This is a genomic window from Malikia granosa (genome assembly GCF_002980595.1).
GTDB classification, from domain to species: domain Bacteria; phylum Pseudomonadota; class Gammaproteobacteria; order Burkholderiales; family Burkholderiaceae_C; genus Malikia; species Malikia granosa.
The window spans coordinates 144349-164217 of sequence record NZ_PVLQ01000008.1; the positions used below are offsets into that span (position 1 = coordinate 144349).

The 19869-nt window shown below is 67.7% G+C and carries 16 protein-coding genes; 12 read left to right on the forward strand and 4 right to left on the reverse strand.

Annotation, left to right across the window (positions count from 1 at the left end; translation table 11 throughout):
* Positions 1-47 precede the first annotated feature (47 nt).
* The 3 genes from C6P64_RS01790 to lptM are packed head-to-tail and all read right to left on the reverse strand — an operon-like array spanning position 48 to position 4839.
* Positions 48-3323 carry an AMP-binding protein gene (locus tag C6P64_RS01790; RefSeq protein ID WP_105746870.1) on the reverse strand — a complete coding sequence of 1092 codons (3276 nt, stop codon included), beginning with the start codon at positions 3321-3323 and terminating at the stop codon, positions 48-50.
* A gap of 54 nt (positions 3324-3377) precedes the next feature.
* Positions 3378-4664 (reverse strand): diaminopimelate decarboxylase, encoded by a 1287-nt coding sequence (gene lysA, locus C6P64_RS01795; protein ID WP_105746871.1) that lies wholly within the window; start codon positions 4662-4664, stop codon positions 3378-3380.
* A gap of 4 nt (positions 4665-4668) precedes the next feature.
* Positions 4669-4839, reverse strand: coding sequence for an LPS translocon maturation chaperone LptM (lptM, locus tag C6P64_RS01800; protein ID WP_105746872.1), 171 nt, complete (start codon positions 4837-4839; stop codon positions 4669-4671).
* 66 nt (positions 4840-4905) lie between these two features.
* On the opposite strand from lptM, the gene cyaY reads away from it, so the two are divergent.
* Positions 4906-5235 carry an iron donor protein CyaY gene (gene cyaY, locus C6P64_RS01805; RefSeq protein WP_105746873.1) on the forward strand — a complete coding sequence of 110 codons (330 nt, stop codon included), beginning with the start codon at positions 4906-4908 and terminating at the stop codon, positions 5233-5235.
* Here the strand turns inward: cyaY and C6P64_RS01810 are convergent.
* Positions 5225-7588 carry a penicillin-binding protein 1A gene (locus tag C6P64_RS01810; protein WP_105746874.1) on the reverse strand — a complete coding sequence of 788 codons (2364 nt, stop codon included), beginning with the start codon at positions 7586-7588 and terminating at the stop codon, positions 5225-5227. The genes cyaY and C6P64_RS01810 overlap by 11 nt on opposite strands.
* Positions 7589-7791: 203 nt before the next feature.
* Between C6P64_RS01810 and C6P64_RS01815 the strand changes: the two genes are divergently transcribed.
* From C6P64_RS01815 to C6P64_RS01865, 11 genes are all read left to right on the forward strand, one after another.
* Positions 7792-8871, forward strand: coding sequence for a pilus assembly protein PilM (locus tag C6P64_RS01815; protein WP_105746875.1), 1080 nt, complete (start codon positions 7792-7794; stop codon positions 8869-8871).
* Entirely contained in the window at positions 8868-9488 is a 621-nt protein-coding gene (locus tag C6P64_RS01820) for a PilN domain-containing protein (protein WP_105746876.1), read from the forward strand. Before C6P64_RS01815 ends, C6P64_RS01820 begins: the two co-directional genes overlap by 4 nt.
* Positions 9489-9498: 10 nt before the next feature.
* The gene (locus C6P64_RS01825) at positions 9499-10191 is read left to right on the forward strand and encodes a type IV pilus inner membrane component PilO (protein ID WP_105746877.1); all 693 of its coding nucleotides are present in this window, start codon (positions 9499-9501) and stop codon (positions 10189-10191) included.
* Positions 10188-10739, forward strand: coding sequence for a pilus assembly protein PilP (locus C6P64_RS01830; protein WP_105746878.1), 552 nt, complete (start codon positions 10188-10190; stop codon positions 10737-10739). Before C6P64_RS01825 ends, C6P64_RS01830 begins: the two co-directional genes overlap by 4 nt.
* Positions 10736-12634: a type IV pilus secretin PilQ gene (locus tag C6P64_RS01835; protein ID WP_105746879.1), complete on the forward strand. Its 1899-nt coding sequence runs from the start codon at positions 10736-10738 to the stop codon at positions 12632-12634. Before C6P64_RS01830 ends, C6P64_RS01835 begins: the two co-directional genes overlap by 4 nt.
* 22 nt (positions 12635-12656) lie before the next feature.
* The gene (locus C6P64_RS01840; RefSeq protein WP_146115841.1) at positions 12657-14768 is read left to right on the forward strand and encodes an Ig-like domain repeat protein; all 2112 of its coding nucleotides are present in this window, start codon (positions 12657-12659) and stop codon (positions 14766-14768) included.
* Positions 14769-14889: 121 nt separating this feature from the next.
* Positions 14890-15423, forward strand: a complete 534-nt coding sequence (locus C6P64_RS01845; protein ID WP_105746881.1) for a shikimate kinase — start codon at positions 14890-14892, stop codon at positions 15421-15423.
* A 9-nt stretch (positions 15424-15432) separates the two neighbouring features.
* A complete protein-coding gene (gene aroB / locus C6P64_RS01850; protein WP_105746882.1) occupies positions 15433-16590 on the forward strand; it encodes a 3-dehydroquinate synthase in 1158 nt (385 codons plus the stop codon).
* On the forward strand, positions 16574-17767 hold the full coding sequence (locus C6P64_RS01855; protein WP_105746883.1) for a deoxyguanosinetriphosphate triphosphohydrolase: 1194 nt from the start codon (positions 16574-16576) through the stop codon (positions 17765-17767). The genes aroB and C6P64_RS01855 overlap by 17 nt, the downstream gene beginning before the upstream one ends.
* A 6-nt stretch (positions 17768-17773) precedes the next feature.
* A complete protein-coding gene (locus C6P64_RS01860; RefSeq protein ID WP_105746884.1) occupies positions 17774-19012 on the forward strand; it encodes an MFS transporter in 1239 nt (412 codons plus the stop codon).
* A gap of 10 nt (positions 19013-19022) precedes the next feature.
* A complete protein-coding gene (locus C6P64_RS01865) occupies positions 19023-19733 on the forward strand; it encodes an REP-associated tyrosine transposase (protein WP_105746885.1) in 711 nt (236 codons plus the stop codon).
* The last annotated feature ends 136 nt before the right edge of the window (positions 19734-19869 follow it).

Here is a 19869-nt window from a genome sequence, read left to right on the forward strand (position 1 = left end):
TTGCGGTTTCTGTCAGTTTAAATCCAAAAGGCTGAAAAGTGTCTGCTTCAGCTGGAGCTGTCTGCCCGAGCGGCCAGGGACGCTGGCAGGGGTTCCGTGGCCAAGACCCGATCCACCCCCTCGAAGGGGAGTTCGGTCGTGACGAATTCCGCTACCGGCACGGCCACCGCGATCGCATCGACCTCGCGCGACAGCGCAAGCGCGCTCGCGCGCGGGTAGCTGCCCCTGAGCGCCAGCTGGCAGCGGGCGCCCGAAGGGGTGAGCGTCAGCTCCGGGCCGGTCAGGTAGGCCCGCAGGCCGTCCGCCAGCCAGGCCTGCCAGCGCTGGCTGGCCGCGGTCCAGGCCGCTGCACCACCGACGAAGACCTCGACCGGTATCCGGCCCCGGTCCTGCACCAGCCAGTCCAGCAGGACCGGAATCTGGCGGCGAGAGATCTCGCCGCCGCCCAGTTGCGGCGCATGGTTGACCTCGTTGATGATGGCGCCGTTCTCGAACCAGGGGCGGGCGATGTCGGGCGTGATCAGGTCGATGCCGGCGATGTCGAGCCCGAACAGCCGGCTCGCCTCGAGCGCGATGCTGAGGTTTTCCGGGTGGACGATGGCGCTGACCTCCTCGTCGGTGCCGCCCCAGGCGGTCGACTCGATCCGGCGCAGCGCGACCCAGGTCCCGGCGGGCGGTACCGAGTCGGCGCGGTAGCCGGCCATTGCTAGCGCGCTCAGCGCCAGCGCGTCGAGCGGCTGGATCTTCGAGCGTTGCCAGGGTGGCAGCCGCCGTTGCGCCTCGACTTCAGCCTGCACGAGTTCGGCGATCGAACGCTGGCCATCGGTCAGGACCGACATCGGCAGGCGCTTGACCGCATACAGCAGCCGACCCCTGGCGATGAAGAGGCGGTGGCAGCAGCCGGCGACCTGTCGTTCCACGATCACCTGCCCGGCGCGCGACAGACCTTGCGCCTGGGCGAAGGCGGCCTGCAGCGTGTCCTCATCGGCGACATCGACCGTCACGCCTTCGCCCCGGTCCCGGTCCAGCGGCTTGATCACCACTGGCCAGCCCAGCTGCCGTGCCGCTGCCAGCGCATTGGCCGCATCGGCCACGACCTGGTGTTGGGGGGCTGGCAGTCCTGCCCCCTGCAGCAGCCGGGCGCTCAGCGCCTTGTTCTGCGCCAGCCGCGCGCCGATGGACGAGTCGAGCTCGGTCGCGCTGCGGTCGATCCGGTGCGCCTTGCTGCCCCAGCCGAGCTGGAAGATCCCGCCACCCAGGTGAATGAAGGGAATGCCCTTGCCATGGGCGGCCCGCAGCAGCGGCAGGGTGGATTTGCCAGGCGGCATCAGCCGGGTCAGCCGGCCGACCACGTGCTTGGCCTCGTCGTAGCAGCCCTCGAGGCTGGCCTCGCTCAGCGCCTGGTCGGCGACCCGCTCGCAGAGCCTGAGCGCCGCCGTCAGGGCTTCGCCGTAGAGCGCCAGGGGCAGCTGCTGGACCAGCGCCAGCCCGACCCGCGCCTGCCATTGGCCTGTTGCGGGGTCAGGCCCGCCGAGCGCAAGGATCTGCGGCGGGTCGAACACCGGGATCCGGCTGGCCTGCAGCAACTGGCGCGCGAGCAGCAGGGCGCGCCACAGCCATTGCAGGGCGGCTTCCTGCTGCGCTGACGGTGGTGCCTGCGAGCAGCCCGGCGCCGGATCGATGGCCTCGGCTGGCGTCTGCAGCAACAGGCTCAGCCAGCGGTCCAGGGCTGGCAGGTCGATCGCTTGCGGCAGGGTGAAGGCCTGCGCGAAGCGCTGTAGCCGCTGCTGGCGCTGGCCGGCCGCCGGTTCAGGCTGCTGGTCCTGAGGATCGGCCAGTGCGCCAGGTGCGAGCAGCCGCGCGCCGATCAGTCGCAGCAGCTCCGCGCGCATGAGCTTGCCCTCGGGATTGCGCGGTATCGCCTCGACGATCAGCACCCGGTAAGGCCCGCGCGCGCCGAGCCGGTGGCTGGCATGCTCGAGCAGCGCCTGCTCCGAGGCAGTCGCTCCGGCCCTGAGGGTCAGCGCGCAGACCGGGATGTCCTGGTGCACGCGGTGTCGCACCGGCACCACGGCCACGTCGGCGACGGCGGGGTGGGCTGCCATCAGCTGCTCGATCTCGGCCGGGTAGATGTTGATCCCGTTCATGATCAGCAGGTGGTCGGCGCGGCCATAGAACACCAGTTGCCCCTCGCGGGTCAGCAGGCCGAGGTCGCCGGGCAGGAAGCCGCCGTCCTGGAAGCTGGCCCGCGTGGCCTCCGCGTCGCCGAGGTAGCCGTCGACCAGGGCCGGCGTCCGGATCCGGACCAGGCCGACCGTCCCGGGTGGCAGCGGCTGGCCGCGGCGGTCGACCAGCTCGATCTCGACCCCGGCCGGCGGGCGGCCGATCGTGCCCGCGACCTCGTAGACCTCGGGCGGTCCTGCAACTGCGACCGGCCCGGCCTCGTTGATGCCGTAGCGGACGTAGAGCTGCGGGGTCAGCCGCTGCCGGAAGCGCTGGCGCAGGTCGTCGCTGACCGTCGAGGCGGTGAGCTCGAAGGCGCGCAGCATCGGCAGCGCCGGCTGGCTGTCTGCCGGCAGCGCGGCGATCAGCTTCTCGGCATGGAAGACGGTGCCGTAGAGCACCGTGAGCCGGTCGCGCGCGCAGCGCTGCAGCAACTGGGGGGCGTCGCTCCACAGTTCCAGCGCGCAGGCGGCTCCAGCCCACAGCGCCTCGTGCAGGCGGAACTTCGAGGTCGAGAAGTCGAAATGGCTCAGCGCCGCCACCCGGTCCGACGGCGTCAGCCCGAGCGCCCTGGCGCCCAGCTCGGATCTGGCGCGCCCCTGGGCGTGGCTGACCGGGATCAGCTTGGGCCGGCCGGTCGAGCCAGAGCCCGTGATCAGCAGCCAGGGGACGTCCGGCGCGGTCGCCAGCAGGCTTTCATCGATAGGGATCGGACTGGCTTCGATCGCCTGGCGTTCCAGCCGCAGGCTGGCGACACCAGCTTCGAAGCGCTCGGGCTGGTCGCTCGCCAGCCAGGTCAGGCCGGCCTGTTCGGCCAGCTGGTGGCGCTGGCTGGCAGTCGCGCTGCGCGGGATCGAGTAGGCGGTTGCCCCGAGGCGCGCGAGCGCCAGCAGCGCCAGCACCAGGCCAAGTTCCTCGACGAAGCTCAAGCCGACGACCTGACCGGCCCGCACGCCCTGGGCGTGGAGCGCGGCGGCGTATTGCCAGACCGACTGGTCGAGTTCGCGAAAAACTATCGTCCTGTGGGGCAGCAGCAGGGCCGGAGCGTCCGGGCGCGCCTGGGCCTGCCCGATCAGATCAAAAGTGATGTTCCCCTGCACGGCGACCTCCTCCGTGCAGTCTAGTCATGGCCGGGTGGCCCGGCTAGTCCTGGTTTACATCGATTCCAGTCGCAGCTGATCCTCGATCGATTCGCGCGCGCGCACCAGTCGCGCTTGATCGCCATCGACCAGCAGCTCGGCGGCGCGGCCGCGACTGTTGTAGTTGCTGGACATGCTCATGCAGTAGGCGCCGGCCGAGCAGACCGCCAGCAGGTCGCCGGGCTGCACGGCGAGTTCGCGCTCGCGGCCCAGCCAGTCGCCGCTCTCGCAGACCGGACCGACCACGTCCCAGGTCTGGGTCTCGGTTTCGCGCGGCTGCACCGGCACGATGGCGTGATAGGCCTCGTACATGGCCGGGCGCGGCAGGTCGTTCATCGCGGCATCGACGATCAGGAAGTTCTTCTGCTCGCCGGGCTTGAGGAATACCGTCTCGGTCAGGCAGATGCCGGCATTGCCGATCAGCGAGCGGCCCGGCTCGATCACCAGCTTGCGCTGGCCGTAGCCGCGCGCGTCGAGCTTGGCCAGCAGCAGCTGCCACAGCGCGTCGGCCGCCGGCGGGGTCTCGCCGTGGTAGTTGATGCCCAGGCCGCCGCCGAAGTCGATGTGCTCGAGCGTGATGCCGCTGGCCTCGATCGCATCGACCAGGTCCAGCACCCGGTCCATCGCGTCGAGGTAGGGCGAGGTCTCGGTGATCTGCGAGCCGATGTGGCAGTCGATGCCGGTCACCTTCAGGCCGGGCAGGGCAGCGGCGTGCTGGTAAGCCACCAGCGCATCGGTGTGCGCGATGCCGAACTTGTTGCCCTTGAGGCCGGTCGAGATGTAGGGATGGGTCTTGGCGTCGACATCGGGGTTGACGCGCAGGCTGACCGGCGCGCGCCGGCCCAGGCCGGCGGCGACTTCGCTCAGCACGTCGAGCTCTGGCAGGCTCTCGACGTTGAAGCAGCCGATGCCGGCTTCGAGCGCGCGCTTCATCTCGGCGCGGGTCTTGCCCACGCCCGAGAAGATCACCTTGGCCGGCTCCACGCCGGCGCGCAGCGCGCGCTCGAGCTCGCCACCCGAGACGATGTCGAGGCCGCAGCCGGCCTCGACGAAGGTGCGCAGCACGGCCAGTGTCGAGTTGGCCTTCATCGCGTAGCAGATCAGGGCCTCGCGGCCAGCGAAGCCGCGCTGGTAAGCGGCGAGCGCATCCAGCATCGCGGCTTTCGAATAGACGAACAGCGGCGTGCCATGCTCGCGCGCGAGCTCGGCGGCGGACACGCCCTCGACCATCAGCTGGCCGTCGCGGTAGTCGATGAAGGGGCGGGCCGGCAGGTCGGCGCGTGCTTGTTCGAGTGGGGACATGGGTTCAGCGTTGAGTCTTGTGGATGGTGGGGGCCGGGGCGGGTGCCGTGGAGATCTGTCCGTCTGGCAGATAGAGCGGGCCCTTCTGGCCGCAGCCAGCCAGCGCCAGCAGGGCGGCGCTGCAGAGTCCGACCCGCGCCAGTCGCCCCGGGCGGGTCAAGGCCCTGGCCGTCATGGGGCCAAGAGCTGGCAGGCCGGGCAGGCCTAGAATTCGGCGGATTGCAAACATCCGGGAATTGTAATGACCGACCTCGAATACATGGATCGCGCCGAAGCAGTGTTGCAGGCGATCGAGCTGGCTTGCGACCGCATCAACGACGACAGCGATGCCGACATCGACAACCAGCGCGTTGGCGGCATGATCACGCTGACCTTCGCCAACCGCAGCCAGATCGTGATCAACCTGCAGAAACCGCTGCAGGAGATCTGGCTGGCCGCACGTTCGGGCGGCTACCACTACCAGTTCGACGGCAGCCAGTGGCAGGACACCAAGGGCCAGGGCGAGTTCTTCGCCCATCTCTCGCGCGAGGCCAGCGCCCAGGCGGGCCAGCCGCTGGTCTTCAGTTCCTGAACAGGTCGAGGATGCTGTTCTTCTCGTCCGATGCAGCCGGCGCGGTTTCGCCTTCGCCGCCGCCGATCCGGGCCACGCCGCTGCCGGGCGCATAGTTGTCGTAGTACCACTCGCCGGCCACGTTCACCACGCCGGCCGGAACGGCCAGGTCCGTCACCGGCACGTCGCGCAGTGCCTCGGACATGAAGTTGATCCAGATCGGCAGCGAAAGCCCGCCGCCGGTCTCGCGGCTGCCCAGGTTGCGCGGGTTGTCGTAGCCGACCCAGACCGCACCGACCAGGGTCGGTTGGTAGCCCACGAACCAGGCATCGACCGCATCGTTGGTGGTGCCGGTCTTGCCGTAGAGGTCGCGCCGCTTGAGCGTGGCCTGGGCCCTGGCTGCAGTGCCCGAGCGCGCGACCTCGTTGAGCAGCTGGCTCATGATGAAGGCGTTGCGCGGCTCGATCACCTGTGGCATCTCTGCCAGCGCTGGCGGCTTGGTTTCCTGCAGCACGCGGCCCCGGTGGTCGTCGATGCGGCTGATGAAGCGCGGCGCGGCATAGTGCCCGCCGTTGGCGAACACGCCATAGCCGGCCGCCATCTGGAGCGGCGTGACCGAGCCCGCGCCCAGCGCCATGGTCAGGTAGGGCGGGTGCTTGTCGGCATCGAAGCCGAAGCGGGTGACCCACTGCTGCGCCTCGCTGGCGCCCACGGTCTGCAGGATACGGATCGACACCATGTTCTTCGACTTGGCCAGTGCCGTGCGCACGCTCATCGGACCCTCGAACTTGCCGTCGTAGTTCTTCGGTTCCCAGGGCTGCCCGCCCGTGACCCCGGCACTGAAATACAGCGGTGCGTCGTTGACCATGGTCGCTGGCGTCACGCCATGCTCAAGCGCTGCCGAATAGATGAAGGGCTTGAAGCTCGAGCCCGGCTGGCGCCAGGCCTGGGTCACATGGTTGAACTTGTTCTTCTCGAAGTCGAAGCCGCCGACCAGCGCGCGGATCTCGCCGCTGCGCGGATCGAGCGCGACGAAGGCTGCCTCGACCTCGGGCAGCTGGGTCAGCTCCCAGCCGCTGGCGCCCTTGACCACGCGCACCACCGCGCCCGGGCGCAGCTTGAGGTTGGGCGGCGCCTTGGCCGCCAGGCCCGACTGGACCGGCTTCAGGCCGTCGCCCGTGATCTCGATCGGCTCGTCGTCGCCGCGCAGCACCACCACCTTGCGCGGTCCGGCCTCCAGCACCACGGCCGTGCGCAGTTCGCCGCTGTCGGGGTGACTGGAGATCACCTCGTCGATTGCATCGGCCCGCGCCTTCGGGTCGGCCGGCAGCTCGATGAATTTCTCCGGCCCGCGGTAATGCTGGCGGCGCTCGAAGTCGAGCACGCCCCGGCGCAGCGCCTGGTAAGCCGCGCGCTGGGCCGAGGCGTCCAGCGTCGTGTGCACCGTCAGGCCCCGGGTATAGGTTTCCGCACCATACTGCTCGAACACCGCCTGGCGCACCATCTCGGCCAGGTACTCGGCATGCAGCGGCGGCTTGCCGTTGTCGCGACGCAACACCAGCGGCTCTTCCTTCGCCAGGCGCGCCTCCTCGGCGCTGATGAAGCCGTTTTCCTGCATGCGCTCGATGATGTACTGCTGACGGATGCGGGCGCGTTTGGGGTTGGTGATCGGGTTGTAGGCCGAGGGCGCCTTGGGCAGGCCGGCCAGCATCGCGGCTTCGGCGATCGTGAGGTCCTTGAGCGGCTTGCCGAAGTAGACCTGCGACGCAGCGGCGAAACCATAGGCGCGGTGACCCAGGAAGATCTGGTTCATGTAGATCTCGAGGATCTGGTCCTTGCTCAGCAGGGCCTCGAGCTTGAAGGTCAGCAGCACCTCGTAGATCTTGCGCAGGTAGCTCTTCTCGCTCGAGAGGTAGACGTTGCGTGCCACCTGCATCGTGATGGTCGAGGCGCCCTGGCTCTTGGACTGCCCCAGGTTGGCCAGTGCCGCGCGCAGCATGCCGATGTAGTCGACCCCGCTGTGCTCGTAGAAGCGGGCATCCTCGATCGCCAGCACGGCATTGATCATGACCGGCGGGATGTCCTCGATCGGTGTCAGGTTGCGGCGCTCCTCGCCGAACTCGGCAATCGTCTCGCCGTCGGCGCTCAGCACGCGCAGCGGCAGCTTGGGTCGGTAGTCGGCCAGCGCGGCCACATCGGGCAGCTTGGGGAAAGCCAGGGCGAGCGCAAGCCCCAGGATCAGCAGCAGGGCCAGCAGGCCGGCGACGCTGGCTCCGAGCAGCCACTTGAGCCAGCGCCAGCCCGATGAGGCTTGCTGGCCGCTAGGGGAGGTCTGATCCTCCTGCGAGTACGGGTGTGGGGGGCGAGCAGGCATGGGCGTCCGTCAGAGAGTGGTGCTGGATTATAGAAATCCGCCCGTTCTTTCGCTCGACAAGACTTCTATTGGTACAAAGACAATTGACATTTATGGCATCAAATAAGGTCTGATTCAGTCTTGTAGCCTTTGCTGTCTTGCTGATAGTATGCAAGTAACGCAAAAGAAAACGCCGTTCAGGCGGCTTTCGAAGGGGAGAGGAATTGATCTCATTCGGAACACTCATCAGTCGGGGACCCGTGCCCATGCTCGGCATCGACATCAGTTCCTCCACCATCAAGCTGGTTGAGCTCGGGCGCAATCCGGACGGCCAACTGGTGCTCGAACGCTGCGGCATCGAGCCGCTCGAGCGGGGGTGGATCAACGAAGGCAATGTCGAGCGCTTCGACGAGGTGGCGGACGCCCTGCGCCGGCTGCTGCAGCGCAGCGGCAGCAAGACCCGTAACGTGGCGCTGGCCTTGCCGGGGTCGGCGGTCATCACCAAGAAGATCGTGCTGGCCGCCGGCCTGAGCGATCTCGAGCTCGAGTCCCTGGTCGAGGTCGAGGCCTCGCAGTACATCCCCTTTCCACTGGCGGAAGTCAGCCTGGACTTCTGCGTGATCGGGCCCTCGGCTGGTTCGGCCGAGATGGTCGACGTGCTGCTGGCGGCCTCGCGCAAGGAGAAGGTCTCGGATCGCCAGGCCTTGGCCGAGGCGGTCGGCCTGCTGCCGGTCGTGATGGACGTGGAATCCTATGCCATTCGCCTGGCGGCCGGCCGCGTCATGGACAGCCTGCCCAACCAGGGCCGCGACGCGCTGATCGCCCTGGTCGAGATCGGCTCGCACAGCACCAGCTTGCAGGTCATACGCAACGACGACATGCTCTACGAGCGCGACCAGGTCTTCGGAGGCGCCATGCTGAGCCAGCAGATCGCGCGCCAGTACGGCCTGAGCTTCGAGGAGGCCGATGCGAGGAAGAAGGGCGCCGAACTCCCGCCCGACTATGCCGCCCAGGTGCTGCATCCCTTCATGGAAAGCCTGGGCCAGGAAATCGGGCGCGCGTTGCAGTTCTTCTTCACCAGCACGCCGCACAACAAGGTCGACCATGTCCTGCTGTCCGGCGGTTGCGCCGCCTTGCCCGGCTTGGTCGAGACCGTGGCCGCCCAGACCGCCTTCCCCTGCAAGCTGGTCAATCCCTTCGATGGCATGTTGCTCGGCCCCGAGCTCAGGTCAGCGGCACTGGCCCGCGAGTCGACCTCCTACCTGGTCGCTACCGGACTGGCATTGCGGAGGTTCTACCCATGATCCTGATCAACCTGTTGCCGCATCGCGAGGCCGCGCGCAAGCGGCGTCGCGAGCTGTTCCTGCTCGAGCTCCTGCTGGCCTTGCTGGCCGGCCTGCTGCTGGCCGGCGCCGTGGCGCTGTCCTACCAGGCGCGCATCGATGCCCAGCGCGACCGCAACGACCTGTTCCGCGCCGAGATCGCGCTGCTCGATGCGCAGATCAAGGAAGTTGCCAGCCTCAAGACCCAGGTCGAGGCCCTCAAGGCGCGCCAGCAGGCGGTCGAGCGGCTGCAGGCCGATCGCAACCTGCCGGTCCACCTGCTCGAGGAAATGGTCAAGCAGGTGCCCGATGGCGTCTACCTGAGTTCGCTCAAGCAGGAAGGCTCGAGCATCATCATCGCCGGCATGGCCCAGTCGCAGGAGCGTGTTTCTGAGCTGTTGCGCAACCTGGGCAACCGCAGCGCCTGGCTGCGTCAGCCGCAGCTGGTCGAGATCGTCGCGGGCGAGGTCAACGTGCCCCAGCGCGGCATCCGGCGCGTGTCCAACTTCTCGATCCGCGTCGCGCTGGTGCCCAGCCAGCCAGCCGAGACCAACCCGTCTGCGCCCAAGCCCGATGCCGCTGCGGCCGGCAAGGTCTGAGGAGGAAGCGATGGCCAAACCCAAGCCCAAGTCGTCTGTCGATTTCGCCCTCTGGCGCGAGCGGCTGCGCCAGGATTTCTCGAACCTTGATCGCAGCGACCCGTCGCGCTGGCCACCCTTGCCGCGCTACCTGCTGCTGGGCGCCACCGTGGTGCTGGTCTTCGTGGCGCTCTGGTATGGCTGGCTCAGCAGCCGGGCCGATGAGCTCGAGGCCGAACGGCGGCAGGAAGTCGATCTGCGCGTCACCTACACCAGCAAGCTGGCCCAGGCGGTCAATCTCGAGGTGCTCAAGCTCCAGCTCGAACAGGTCCAGGTCTATGTCAACCAGCTCGAGAAGCAGCTGCCGAGCAAGGCCGAAATGGATGCCCTGCTGTCCGACATCAACCAGGCCGGTCTCGGACGCAGCCTGCAGTTCGAGCTGTTCCGGCCCGGCAGCGTGAACGTGCAGGAATACTATGCCGAGCAGCCGATCGCCCTGCGCGTCAGCGGCGGCTACCACGACATCGCGCTGTTCGCTGCCGACATCGCCGCGCTGTCGCGCATCGTCACGCTCAACGACCTCAGCATCGCTCCGGTCGCCAACAAGCCCAACCTGCTGACCTTGGAGGCCACGGCCAAGACCTTTCGCTACCTGGATCCCGACGAGGTGCTGGTCCAGCAGGCCGCCGCCAAGGCTGCCGCGAAAAAGGGGAAGCAGAAATGAAGCCGATCCATCCCGTTCCGCTTGGCTCCGCCCTGGGCCTGGTCCTGCTGCTGGCCGCCTGTGGCCAGACCGCCCAGGACGAGATCCGGCAATGGATGGCCGAGCAGCGCCAGGCCGTCTCGCCCCAGGTCGAACCGATACCCGAGCCGACCCGCTTCGTGCCGCAGGCCTACGGATCCGAATCGGTGCTGCCGCCCTTCAGTGCCGAGAAGCTGTTCGTCGCCCTGCGCAGCGAGAGCGCCTCGGGTGCCGGCAGCGCCCTGATCCGGGCCGAGCTCAACCGGCGCAAGGAGCCGCTCGAGTTCATCCCGCTCGATGCCATGTCCATGGTCGGCTTGCTCGACCGGCGCGGCCGCCGGGTGGCACTGGTGCGGGTGGACAAGCTGCTCTACCAGGTCGGCGTCGGCCAGTATTTGGGACAGAACTTTGGTCGCGTCATGAAGATCAGCGAGCACGAGATCGCCTTGCGCGAGATCGTTCAGGACGCCGCCGGCGACTGGGTCGAGCGCCCGGTCACGCTGCAGCTACAGGAGGAGACCCGCAAATGAAGCATACCCAGAAACCGACGGCGGGCCGGATCGGCTGGCACAGCCTGCTGCTGCTGACCCTGTTGTCATCCGGCCTGGTGCAGGCCGAACTCGCGGTCGATCGCACCACGGCCACGGTCCAGGACCGCGCGGGCATCCTGCGCCGCCCTGCTATCGCTGCGGTCAAGCCGGTCCTTGCCGAAGGCATAGACAACGTGGTGCTGCCGCTGCAGGACGTGGATTTCCGTCGCGGCCCCGATGGGGCCGGCCGCGTGCTCGTGAGTCTCGCCAGCAGCCAGGTCGGGGTCGATGTGCATCAGCAGGGCAACAAGCTGGTGGTCGACTTTCTCAAGACCTCGCTGTCCGAGGGCTTGCGTCGTCGTCTCGATGTCACCGACTTCGGCACCCCGGTGCAGAGCGTCAGCACGAGCCAGGTCGGCGACCGCGTGCGCATGGTGGTCGAGGCCCGGGGGCGCTGGGAGCACAGCGCCTACCAGACCGACAAGCAGTTCGTGCTCGAGCTGCGCGAGCCCAAGGTTGATCCGAACAAGCTGACCCAGGGGCCGGGCTATGCCGGCGAGAAGCTGACGCTGAATTTCCAGAACATCGAGGTCAGGTCGCTGCTGCAGGTGATCGCCGACTTCACCAACTTCAACATCGTGAGCTCGGACACGGTGACCGGCAACGTCACGCTGCGGCTCAAGGACGTGCCCTGGGACCAGGCACTCGACATCATCCTGCAGGCCAAGGGCCTGGGCATGCGCAAGACCGGCAACGTGATCTGGGTCGCGCCCAAGGACGAGATCGCCGCGCGCGAGAAGCAGGAGTTCGAGGCCAAGGCGGCGCTGCAGACCCTCGAGCCGGTGCGCACCCAGTCCTTCCAGATGAACTACGCCAAGGCGGTCGACATCGCGTCCCAGCTGCGTGGCGAAGTGCTCGGCCAGCAGGGTACGAGCGTCACGGCTGCGGGCGCTCGATTGCTGTCGCCGCGCGGCAGCGCCGTGCCCGAGCCGCGCACCAACCAGCTGTTCGTGACCGACATCCCGTCGCGGCTCGAGGCGGTGCAGGATCTGATCAAGAAGCTCGACATCCCGGTGCGCCAGGTCATGATCGAGGCCCGCATCGTCGAGGCCAGCGACACCTTCGGCCGCTCGCTCGGCGTCAAGCTCGGCGGTAGCGACCTGCGCGGCATCCGCGGCGGCGATGCCGGCTATTCGATCGGCGGCGGCAACCGGGCCGCCTTCGGTGGCAGCTATGACGCGGTCTCGGCGACCACGCTCGAGCGGGCCAATGCCCTGACCTCGGCCAATACCCAGTTCGTCAACCTGCCGGCGCTCGCGATCGGGACCACCACCCCGCCCGCGTTCGCGCTGTCGCTGTTCAGCCCGACCGCCAACCGCTTCCTCGACCTCGAGATCTCGGCCCTGCAGGCCGATGGCAAGGGCAAGGTGGTCGCGAGCCCGCGCGTCATCACCGCCGACCAGACCCAGGCCGAGATCGAGCAGGGCGTCGACATTCCCTACCAGGCCGCTGCCGGCGTGACCGGAGCGACGACGGTGCAGTTCCGCAAGGCCAGCCTGCGGCTGACGGTGACGCCGCAGATCACGCCCGACGGCGGCATCATCCTCAACGTCGAGGTCGCCAAGGACACTCCCGGCACGGTCTACAACGGCGGCGTGGCGATCAACACCAAGCGCGTCAAGACCAATGTGCTGGTCGAGAACGGCGGCACCGTGGTCATCGGCGGCATCTTCAGCTCGACCGAACAGGAAGATATCAACAAGGTGCCCTTGCTCGGCGACATCCCGATTGCCGGCAACCTGTTCAAGAACCGCACGCTCAAGACTGAAAAGACCGAGCTGCTGGTGTTCCTGACGCCGCGCACCCTGTCCGATGTCATCACCACGGCGCGCTGAGCCTGCACGAAGGGGAAAGAACATGAAGATGTTTCAATGGCTTGTGACTCTGCTCATGCTGGCTGCGCTGGCGGCTTGCGGTGGCGGTGGGGGGAGTGCGGGAACCCAGATGGTCGGCGCGGAGACCGGGACTGGTGCCGGTACGGGAACCGGTTCGGTTGCGAGTGCTGCCATGACCCTGCAGCTGGTTGATGCGACCGGTGCCGCCCTGGCATCGCCCAGCTTGTCGCAGACTGAAGCGCGCAATCTGAAGGTCACGCTGAAGAACGCCGTCGGGACGGTACAGGCCTTCAAGCGGGTCGCCGTCACGCTCGACAGCCCGTTTGCTGTCTTGACTCCCCAGTCCGGCACGCAGTTGACCGATGCCGCTGGCGTGGCGGTATTCGCAATCGCTCCTGCTTCGGTCACTTCGAGCGGTGCGGTCACCGCCACTGCCAAGGCCAGCGTCGATGGCGCCGAAGTCTCGAAGACGCTGGACCTGCAGATCACGGCAGGCAATGTGGCCCTGTCGGGCCTGGCGGTCACGCCAGCGTCGGTCCAGCTTGGCCAGTCGGTGAACGTCAGCGTCAATGCCAGCGTCAACGGCCAGCCCGCCGCGTCCAACTCGGTGACGGTGGCTATCACCAGCACTTGCGGCACCGTGTCGCCCGCCTCGGCTCAGGTCGACGGCAACGGCAAGGCATCGGCGGTGATCCAGACCACGGTTTCGGGCAGTTGTTCGGTCGCGGCCACCACTGCGGGGGTCGCATCGCCCGCGACGGCCAGCTACACGGTGACCACCGCACCCGTGACCGGCATCCAGTTCGTGCAGGTCAGTCCTTCCGTCATCTATCAGCAGGACTCGGTGGGGGCCAACAGTTCGATCGTGAAGTTCAAGGTCATCGACTCCAACGGCAATCCGGTCAGTGGTCAGACAGTCAACGCCGCCTTGATCAACCCGACCGGAGGCGTACATTTCTGCGACGCTGCCGCCGTCGCAGGCTCCGCCGTGTCGGCGGCACCGAGCGGTGAGGTCAGCTTCTCGGTCTGCTCCGGCACCCAGCCCGAGACCGTGCAGGTGCGCGCGACGCTGGCCGGTGCCAGCGGCATCTTCACCGACTCGAACATCCTGACGGTGCAGACCGGGCTGCCGACGCAGCGGTTCTTTGACATCGCTGCGGATCGGCTGAACCTCTACTGTGGTGGCTATTTCACCAGTAAAGTGAACAATGACTTCACAAACATCACTGTCAACTTGGCTGATCGCCAGGGAAATCCGGTGCCAAATGGCACGCCGCTGGCCTTGGTGACCGAAGGCGGGCAGATCAATTCGTCGAATGTCAGCAGTTGCCTGATTGATGGCGGCGCCTGCACGGTCAAATTGCTGTGTCAGGATTACCGGCCGCTCGGCTCCCTAAATTTAAATGGTAGCCCGCTTGGTGATCCGCGTCCGGGTCGGGTCACCGTGCTGGCGATGGCCGACGGCGAAGAGTCCTTCATCGATGCGAACAACAACAACCGATACGACCCCGGCGAGCTGTTCGAAGACCTCGGCGCACCTTTCATGGACAAGAACGAGGATGGCCTCCTGACTCTGGCCTATAAGAACCGCATCACTAATACCGATGAGGGCGAGGTGAGCTATCCGATCGCCGCAGAAGCGAAAGGTAGCTTGGCCTGTCCCGCTAATTCGAATGTTTGGCTGTCACAACCGGGCACTTGCAACGGCGTCTGGAATGGCAGCGGCACCAAGCCGGACGGCAGTCGCTACACGCCGACCAAGGTGCGGCGGTCGATCGTGATCGTGTTCTCGGGCGGCGAGATCGGGTTGCCCGGCCAGTACGACGCCAGTATTCCGTTGGCCAGTCGGACCGCTGTGCTTTTCAGCTCAAGGAATTCCATCGTCGCCAGGCTGGCTGACCTGGATGGCAATCCGCTGCCGGCCGATGCCACGCTTGGCGTGACAGTGCGCAAGCCCGATACGAGTAATTGCACGGCCAAGCTGCTGGACTCGGTGATCGGCAACAGCACCGAGCCGACCGTGCATGAGGCGATCCTCGAGAAATGCTCGGGTGGCGAGACGATTGAATTCACCGTGGTGGTCACTTCGGCCTCCGCCAGCAAGACCAGCATGTTCACGGTGACGGTGCCTTGATACGGATGGGCCTGCCCCAGGGGGCATCGGGTTACACTCGCAAGCCGTGATCCCGATGCCCGGGCCTGCCGCTTGAGCAGGGCGGGTGCGTTCAATTGCCCCTCTACCAGACCTTGCTCTCTTGACCATCGTCCTCGTCGGCCTGCCCGGTTCAGGCAAATCCACTGTCGGGCGCCAGCTTGCCCGGCGCCTGGCCATTCCCTTCGTCGATTCCGACCAGGTGATCGAGCAGCGCCTGGGCTGCTCGATCCGCGAGTTCTTCGAGCGCGAGGGCGAGGCGCGCTTTCGCGACATCGAGCAGGACACGCTCGACGACCTGACCCGGGGCCCGGATGTGGTGCTGTCGACCGGCGGCGGCTCCTGCATGCGCGAGGCCACCCGGGCTTTCCTGCACGAGCGCGGCCAGGTGATCTACCTGCGCTCGGTGCCGGAGGACATCTACCGCCGCATCAAGCATGACCGCGGCCGTCCGCTGCTGCTGGTCGCCGATCCCTTGCAGCGGCTGCGCGAGCTCTACGAGGCGCGCGATCCGCAGTACCGCGAGTGCGCGCATTACGTGATCGAGACTGGCCGGCCCTCGGTCGCGACCCTGGTCAACATGATCGTGATGCAGCTGGAGCTGGCTGGCAAGCTGCCGGCCCCCGCCCCCCGCTAAACTAGCGGGATGACCCCAGCCACCCACCAGCCGTCCGCAGCCGGACAAGTCCATGCTCGCGTCGAGATCGACCTGGGCGAGCGCAGCTACCCGATCCTGATCGGTTCCTCCTTGCTCGACGATCCGGCCACCTGGTCCGGCCTGCCCAAGGCCGCCAGCGCGCTGATCGTGACCAACGAGACCGTCGGTCCGCTCTATGCCGCCCGGCTGCAGCAGGCCCTGCGCCCCCACTACCCGCAGGTCCATGTGCTGAGCCTGCCCGATGGCGAGGCCTACAAGACCTGGGACTCGCTGAACCTGATCTTCGATGCGCTGCTGTCGCGCGGCTGCGACCGCAAGACGGTGCTGTTCGCGCTCGGCGGCGGCGTGGTGGGCGACATGACCGGCTTTGCCGCCGCCTGCTACATGCGCGGCGTGCCCTTCGTGCAGGTGCCGACCACGCTGCTGGCCCAGGTCGATTCCTCGGTCGGCGGCAAGACCGCGATCAACCACCCGCTGGGCAAGAACATGATCGGCGCCTTCTACCAGCCGGTGCGGGTGGTCTGCGACCTCGACACGCTGCAGACCCTGCCCGAGCGCGAGCTGTCCGCCGGCCTGGCCGAGGTGATCAAGTACGGCCCGATCCACGACCTGGCCTTCCTGGACTGGATCGAGGCGAATCTGCCGGCGCTGCGCGCGCGCGAGCCGAAGGCACTGGCCTATGCGGTGCAGCGCAGCTGCGAGATCAAGGCCGAGGTCGTCGGCCAGGACGAGCGCGAGGCGGGCCTGCGCGCGATCCTTAACTTCGGCCACACCTTCGGTCACGCGATCGAGGCCGGCCTGGGCTATGGCGAATGGCTGCACGGCGAAGGCGTCGGTTGCGGCATGGTGATGGCCGCGCGCCTGTCGCAGCGTCTTGGCCTGCTGGCCGAGGACAAGGTCGAGCGGCTGGTGCGGCTGGTCGATGCCGCCGGCCTGCCGGTGCGCGGGCCGCAGCTGAAAGCGGGTCATGGCGAGGATTGCGCGGACTTGCCCAACGCGCAGCGCTATCTGCAGCTGATGCGGGTCGACAAGAAGGCCGAGGCCGGCGAGATCAAGTTCGTGCTGGTCGAGGATGCCGGTCGGGCGGTGGTGCGCGGCGCGCCCGACGCGCTGGTGGCCGAGGTCATCGATGCCTGCTGCGCCTGAGGCGCAGGGCCTGCAAATCTATGCGTGCGATCCCGCACGCACCCAGGGGCGGCGCTTTGCCGAAGGGCCGGCGCCGACACGCAACGACTTCCAGCGCGACCGCGACCGCATCGTCCATTCGAGCGCGTTCCGGCGCCTGGTCTACAAGACCCAGGTCTTCCTGAACCACGAGGGCGACCTGTTCCGTACCCGGCTGACCCATTCGCTCGAGGTGGCGCAGCTGGCGCGCAGCATCGCGCGCAGCCTGGGCTTGCACGAGGACCTGGTCGAGGCGATCGCGCTCGCGCATGACCTGGGCCATACCCCCTTTGGCCATGCCGGCCAGGATGCACTCAACGCCTGCCTGCAGGGCGACGAGGCGCAGGCCGCGCCACCCGGGCCGGACGAGCCGCGCGGCGGCTTCGAACACAATATGCAGAGCCTGCGCGTGGTCGATGCGCTCGAGCAGCGCTATCCGGCCTTCGACGGGCTCAACCTCTGCTTCGAGACGCGCGAGGGCATACTCAAGCATTGTTCGCGCGCCAATGCCGAATGGCTGGAGGCGCGCGAGCCGGGCGGTGTCGGCCAGCGCTTCCTGCTCGGGCGCTCGCCCTCGCTCGAGGCGCAGCTGGCCAACCTGGCCGACGAGATCGCCTACAACGCACATGACATCGACGACGGGGTGCGCTCGGGCCTGCTGAGCCTGGAGCAGCTCGAGGCGGTGCCGCTGTTCGATGGTCACCGGCGCGAGGTGCTGGCCGAGTTTCCCGCGCTGCAGGGCCGGCGCCTGCTCTACGAGGCGATCCGGCGCATGCTGAGCGTGCAGATCTACGACGTGATCGACGCGACCCAGGCGGCCGTGCGAGCGGAGGGGATTGATTCGCTGGCGGCGGTCAGGGCGGCGCCGGTGCTGGTGCAGTTCTCGCCGGCCATGCGCGAGCAGTCCGCGCAGCTCAAGCGCTTCCTGTTTCGCAACCTCTACCGCCATCCGCAGGTGCTCGAGACCACTGGCCGCGGTTGCCAGGTGGTCAGCGAGCTTTATGCGGCCTACTGTGCCGAGCCGGCCCAGCTGCCCGATTCGGCGCGCCGCCCGGGAATGGGCCTGCGGCGCCAGGTGGCCGATTACATCGCCGGCATGACCGACCGCTTCGCGATCCGCGAGCACCAGCGGCTGACCGGTGGCAGTCCCTTTTTCTGACATCCGATGCCTTCCTCGTCCAACCGCGCAGTTGCCGCCGCTCCACTCCATGCCGACCACGGAGCTGCTGCGCCAGGCAGTTCCATTGCCTGGCTGGTGATCGGCTCCGGCGTGGTGGCGGCCCTGCATGTGGGCAAGCTGCCGCCCGTCATCCCTGTCCTGCGCACCGAGCTGGGCCTGACCCTGGTCCAGGCGGGCTTCCTGCTATCGGTGATGCAAGTGGCTGGCATGCTGCTGGGCGTATTGGCCGGCTTGCTGGCCGACCGGATGGGGCTGCGCCGCACCATGCTGCTGGGGCTGTGCCTGTTGGCGCTGGGCTGTGCGCTCGGGGCCACGGCGTCCCAGGTGTCGCTGCTGCTGCTGGCCCGCATGGTCGAAGGGATCGGTCTGCTGCTGGCCGTCCTGCCGGCACCAGGCCTGATCCGGCGCCTGGTGCAAGGGCCGCAGACGCTGAATCTGCTGCTGGGAGCCTGGGGCGCCTACATGCCGACCGGGGCGGCCACGGCCATGCTGTTCGGCCCAGGGCTCTATGCGGCGCTGGGCTGGCGCCCGGCCTGGCTGCTGCTGTCGGGGCTGACCCTGTGCTGGGCGTTCTTGATCTGGCACAAGGTGCCAGCCGATCCCGCCCGCTCGGCGGCGCTGCCGGGGCCGGGCTGGGGTGGGCGGCTGCGCCAGACCCTGTCCTCTGCCGGTCCCTGGTGGGTGGCGCTGGCCTTCTGCGTCTATTCGGGGCAGTGGCTGGCGGTGGTCGGCTTCCTGCCCACCATCCAGACCCAGGCCGGCTGGTCGCTTGGCGTCGCTGGGGTCCTGAGTGCGGCTACCGCGGGAGCCAATGCGACCGGCAACCTGGCCGCCGGCCGACTGCTGGCGCGCCATTGGCAGCCCGGTCATCTGCTGGCCATCGGCTATGGCTCCATGGGCCTGGCCTGCTGGGTCGCGTTCAGCGGCCTGGTCGGGCCGGTCGGGCAGTTCATCGCGCTGCTGGTCTTCTCCTCGGTCAGCGGCCTGATCCCGGGCACCCTGTTCAGCCTGGCGGTGCGGCTGGCGCCGAGCGGGCATACGGTGTCGACCACGGTCGGCTGGGTGCAGCAGCTGTCTTCGCTCGGACAGTTTGCCGGACCGCCGACAGTGGCCTGGCTGGTCGCGCGCCAGGGGGGCGACTGGTCGCCGGCCTGGTGGTTCTCGAGCGGCTGCTGCGTGATCGGCCTGGGTCTGGCCTGTCTGTTGCAGCGTCGCCTGCGCTGAGGGCTTCGTCATGGCCCGCTTGCCCCGACTGGCCGTCACCGGCGTTCCCCATCATGTGATCCTGCGCGGCAACAACCGGCAGCCGGTCTTCGTCGATCGCGAGGACCGGGAGTTCTTCCTGTCCCAGCTGGCCGAGCTGGCGCAGCGCGAGCGGGTCCAGGTCCATGCCTATGTGCTGATGGACAACCACCTGCATCTGCTGTTGACCCCGCAGCAGGATGGTGCGCTGTCGCGCTTGATGCAGTCGCTCGGGCGCAGCTATGTGCGGCGCTTCAACCTGCGCCATGGCCGCAGCGGTACGCTCTGGGAAGGGCGTTACCGCTCGACCGTGATCGACAGCGAGCGCTATCTGCTGGCCTGCATGGTCTACATCGACCTCAATCCTGTGCGGGCTGGCATGGTTCCTGCTGCAGAGTTCTACCCCTGGTCCAGCCATGCCCATTACATCGGTCGGCGCCACGACAAATGGCTGACGCCGCATCCGCTGGTGTGGTCCCTGGGCAACACGCCGTTTGCGCGCGAGGCTGCCTATGCCGAACTGGTGCGCCAGGGACTCAGCGAAGCCCGCCAGCGCGAGCTGTCCGAGTCGGCGCTGCAGGGCTGGCCGCTGGGCGGGGCAGGCTTCCTGGCCCGGCTGCGCGAGCAGACCAGCCGCCGCCTCGAGAAGGGCCGTGCCGGGCGTCCGCGCACCCCGGCCGCCGCAGCGGACGAAGACGGCTGAGCCACATCTTTCCCTTTAGTCTTTTTACTCTGTCCCCAATTTATTTTCACTCTGTTTTGACTTGTAATAAATTGGTCTCTGACCCCAATTTTTTTGCTTGATTGTGCGGGGCGAATCGTCTATCCTCTTAGGGTTA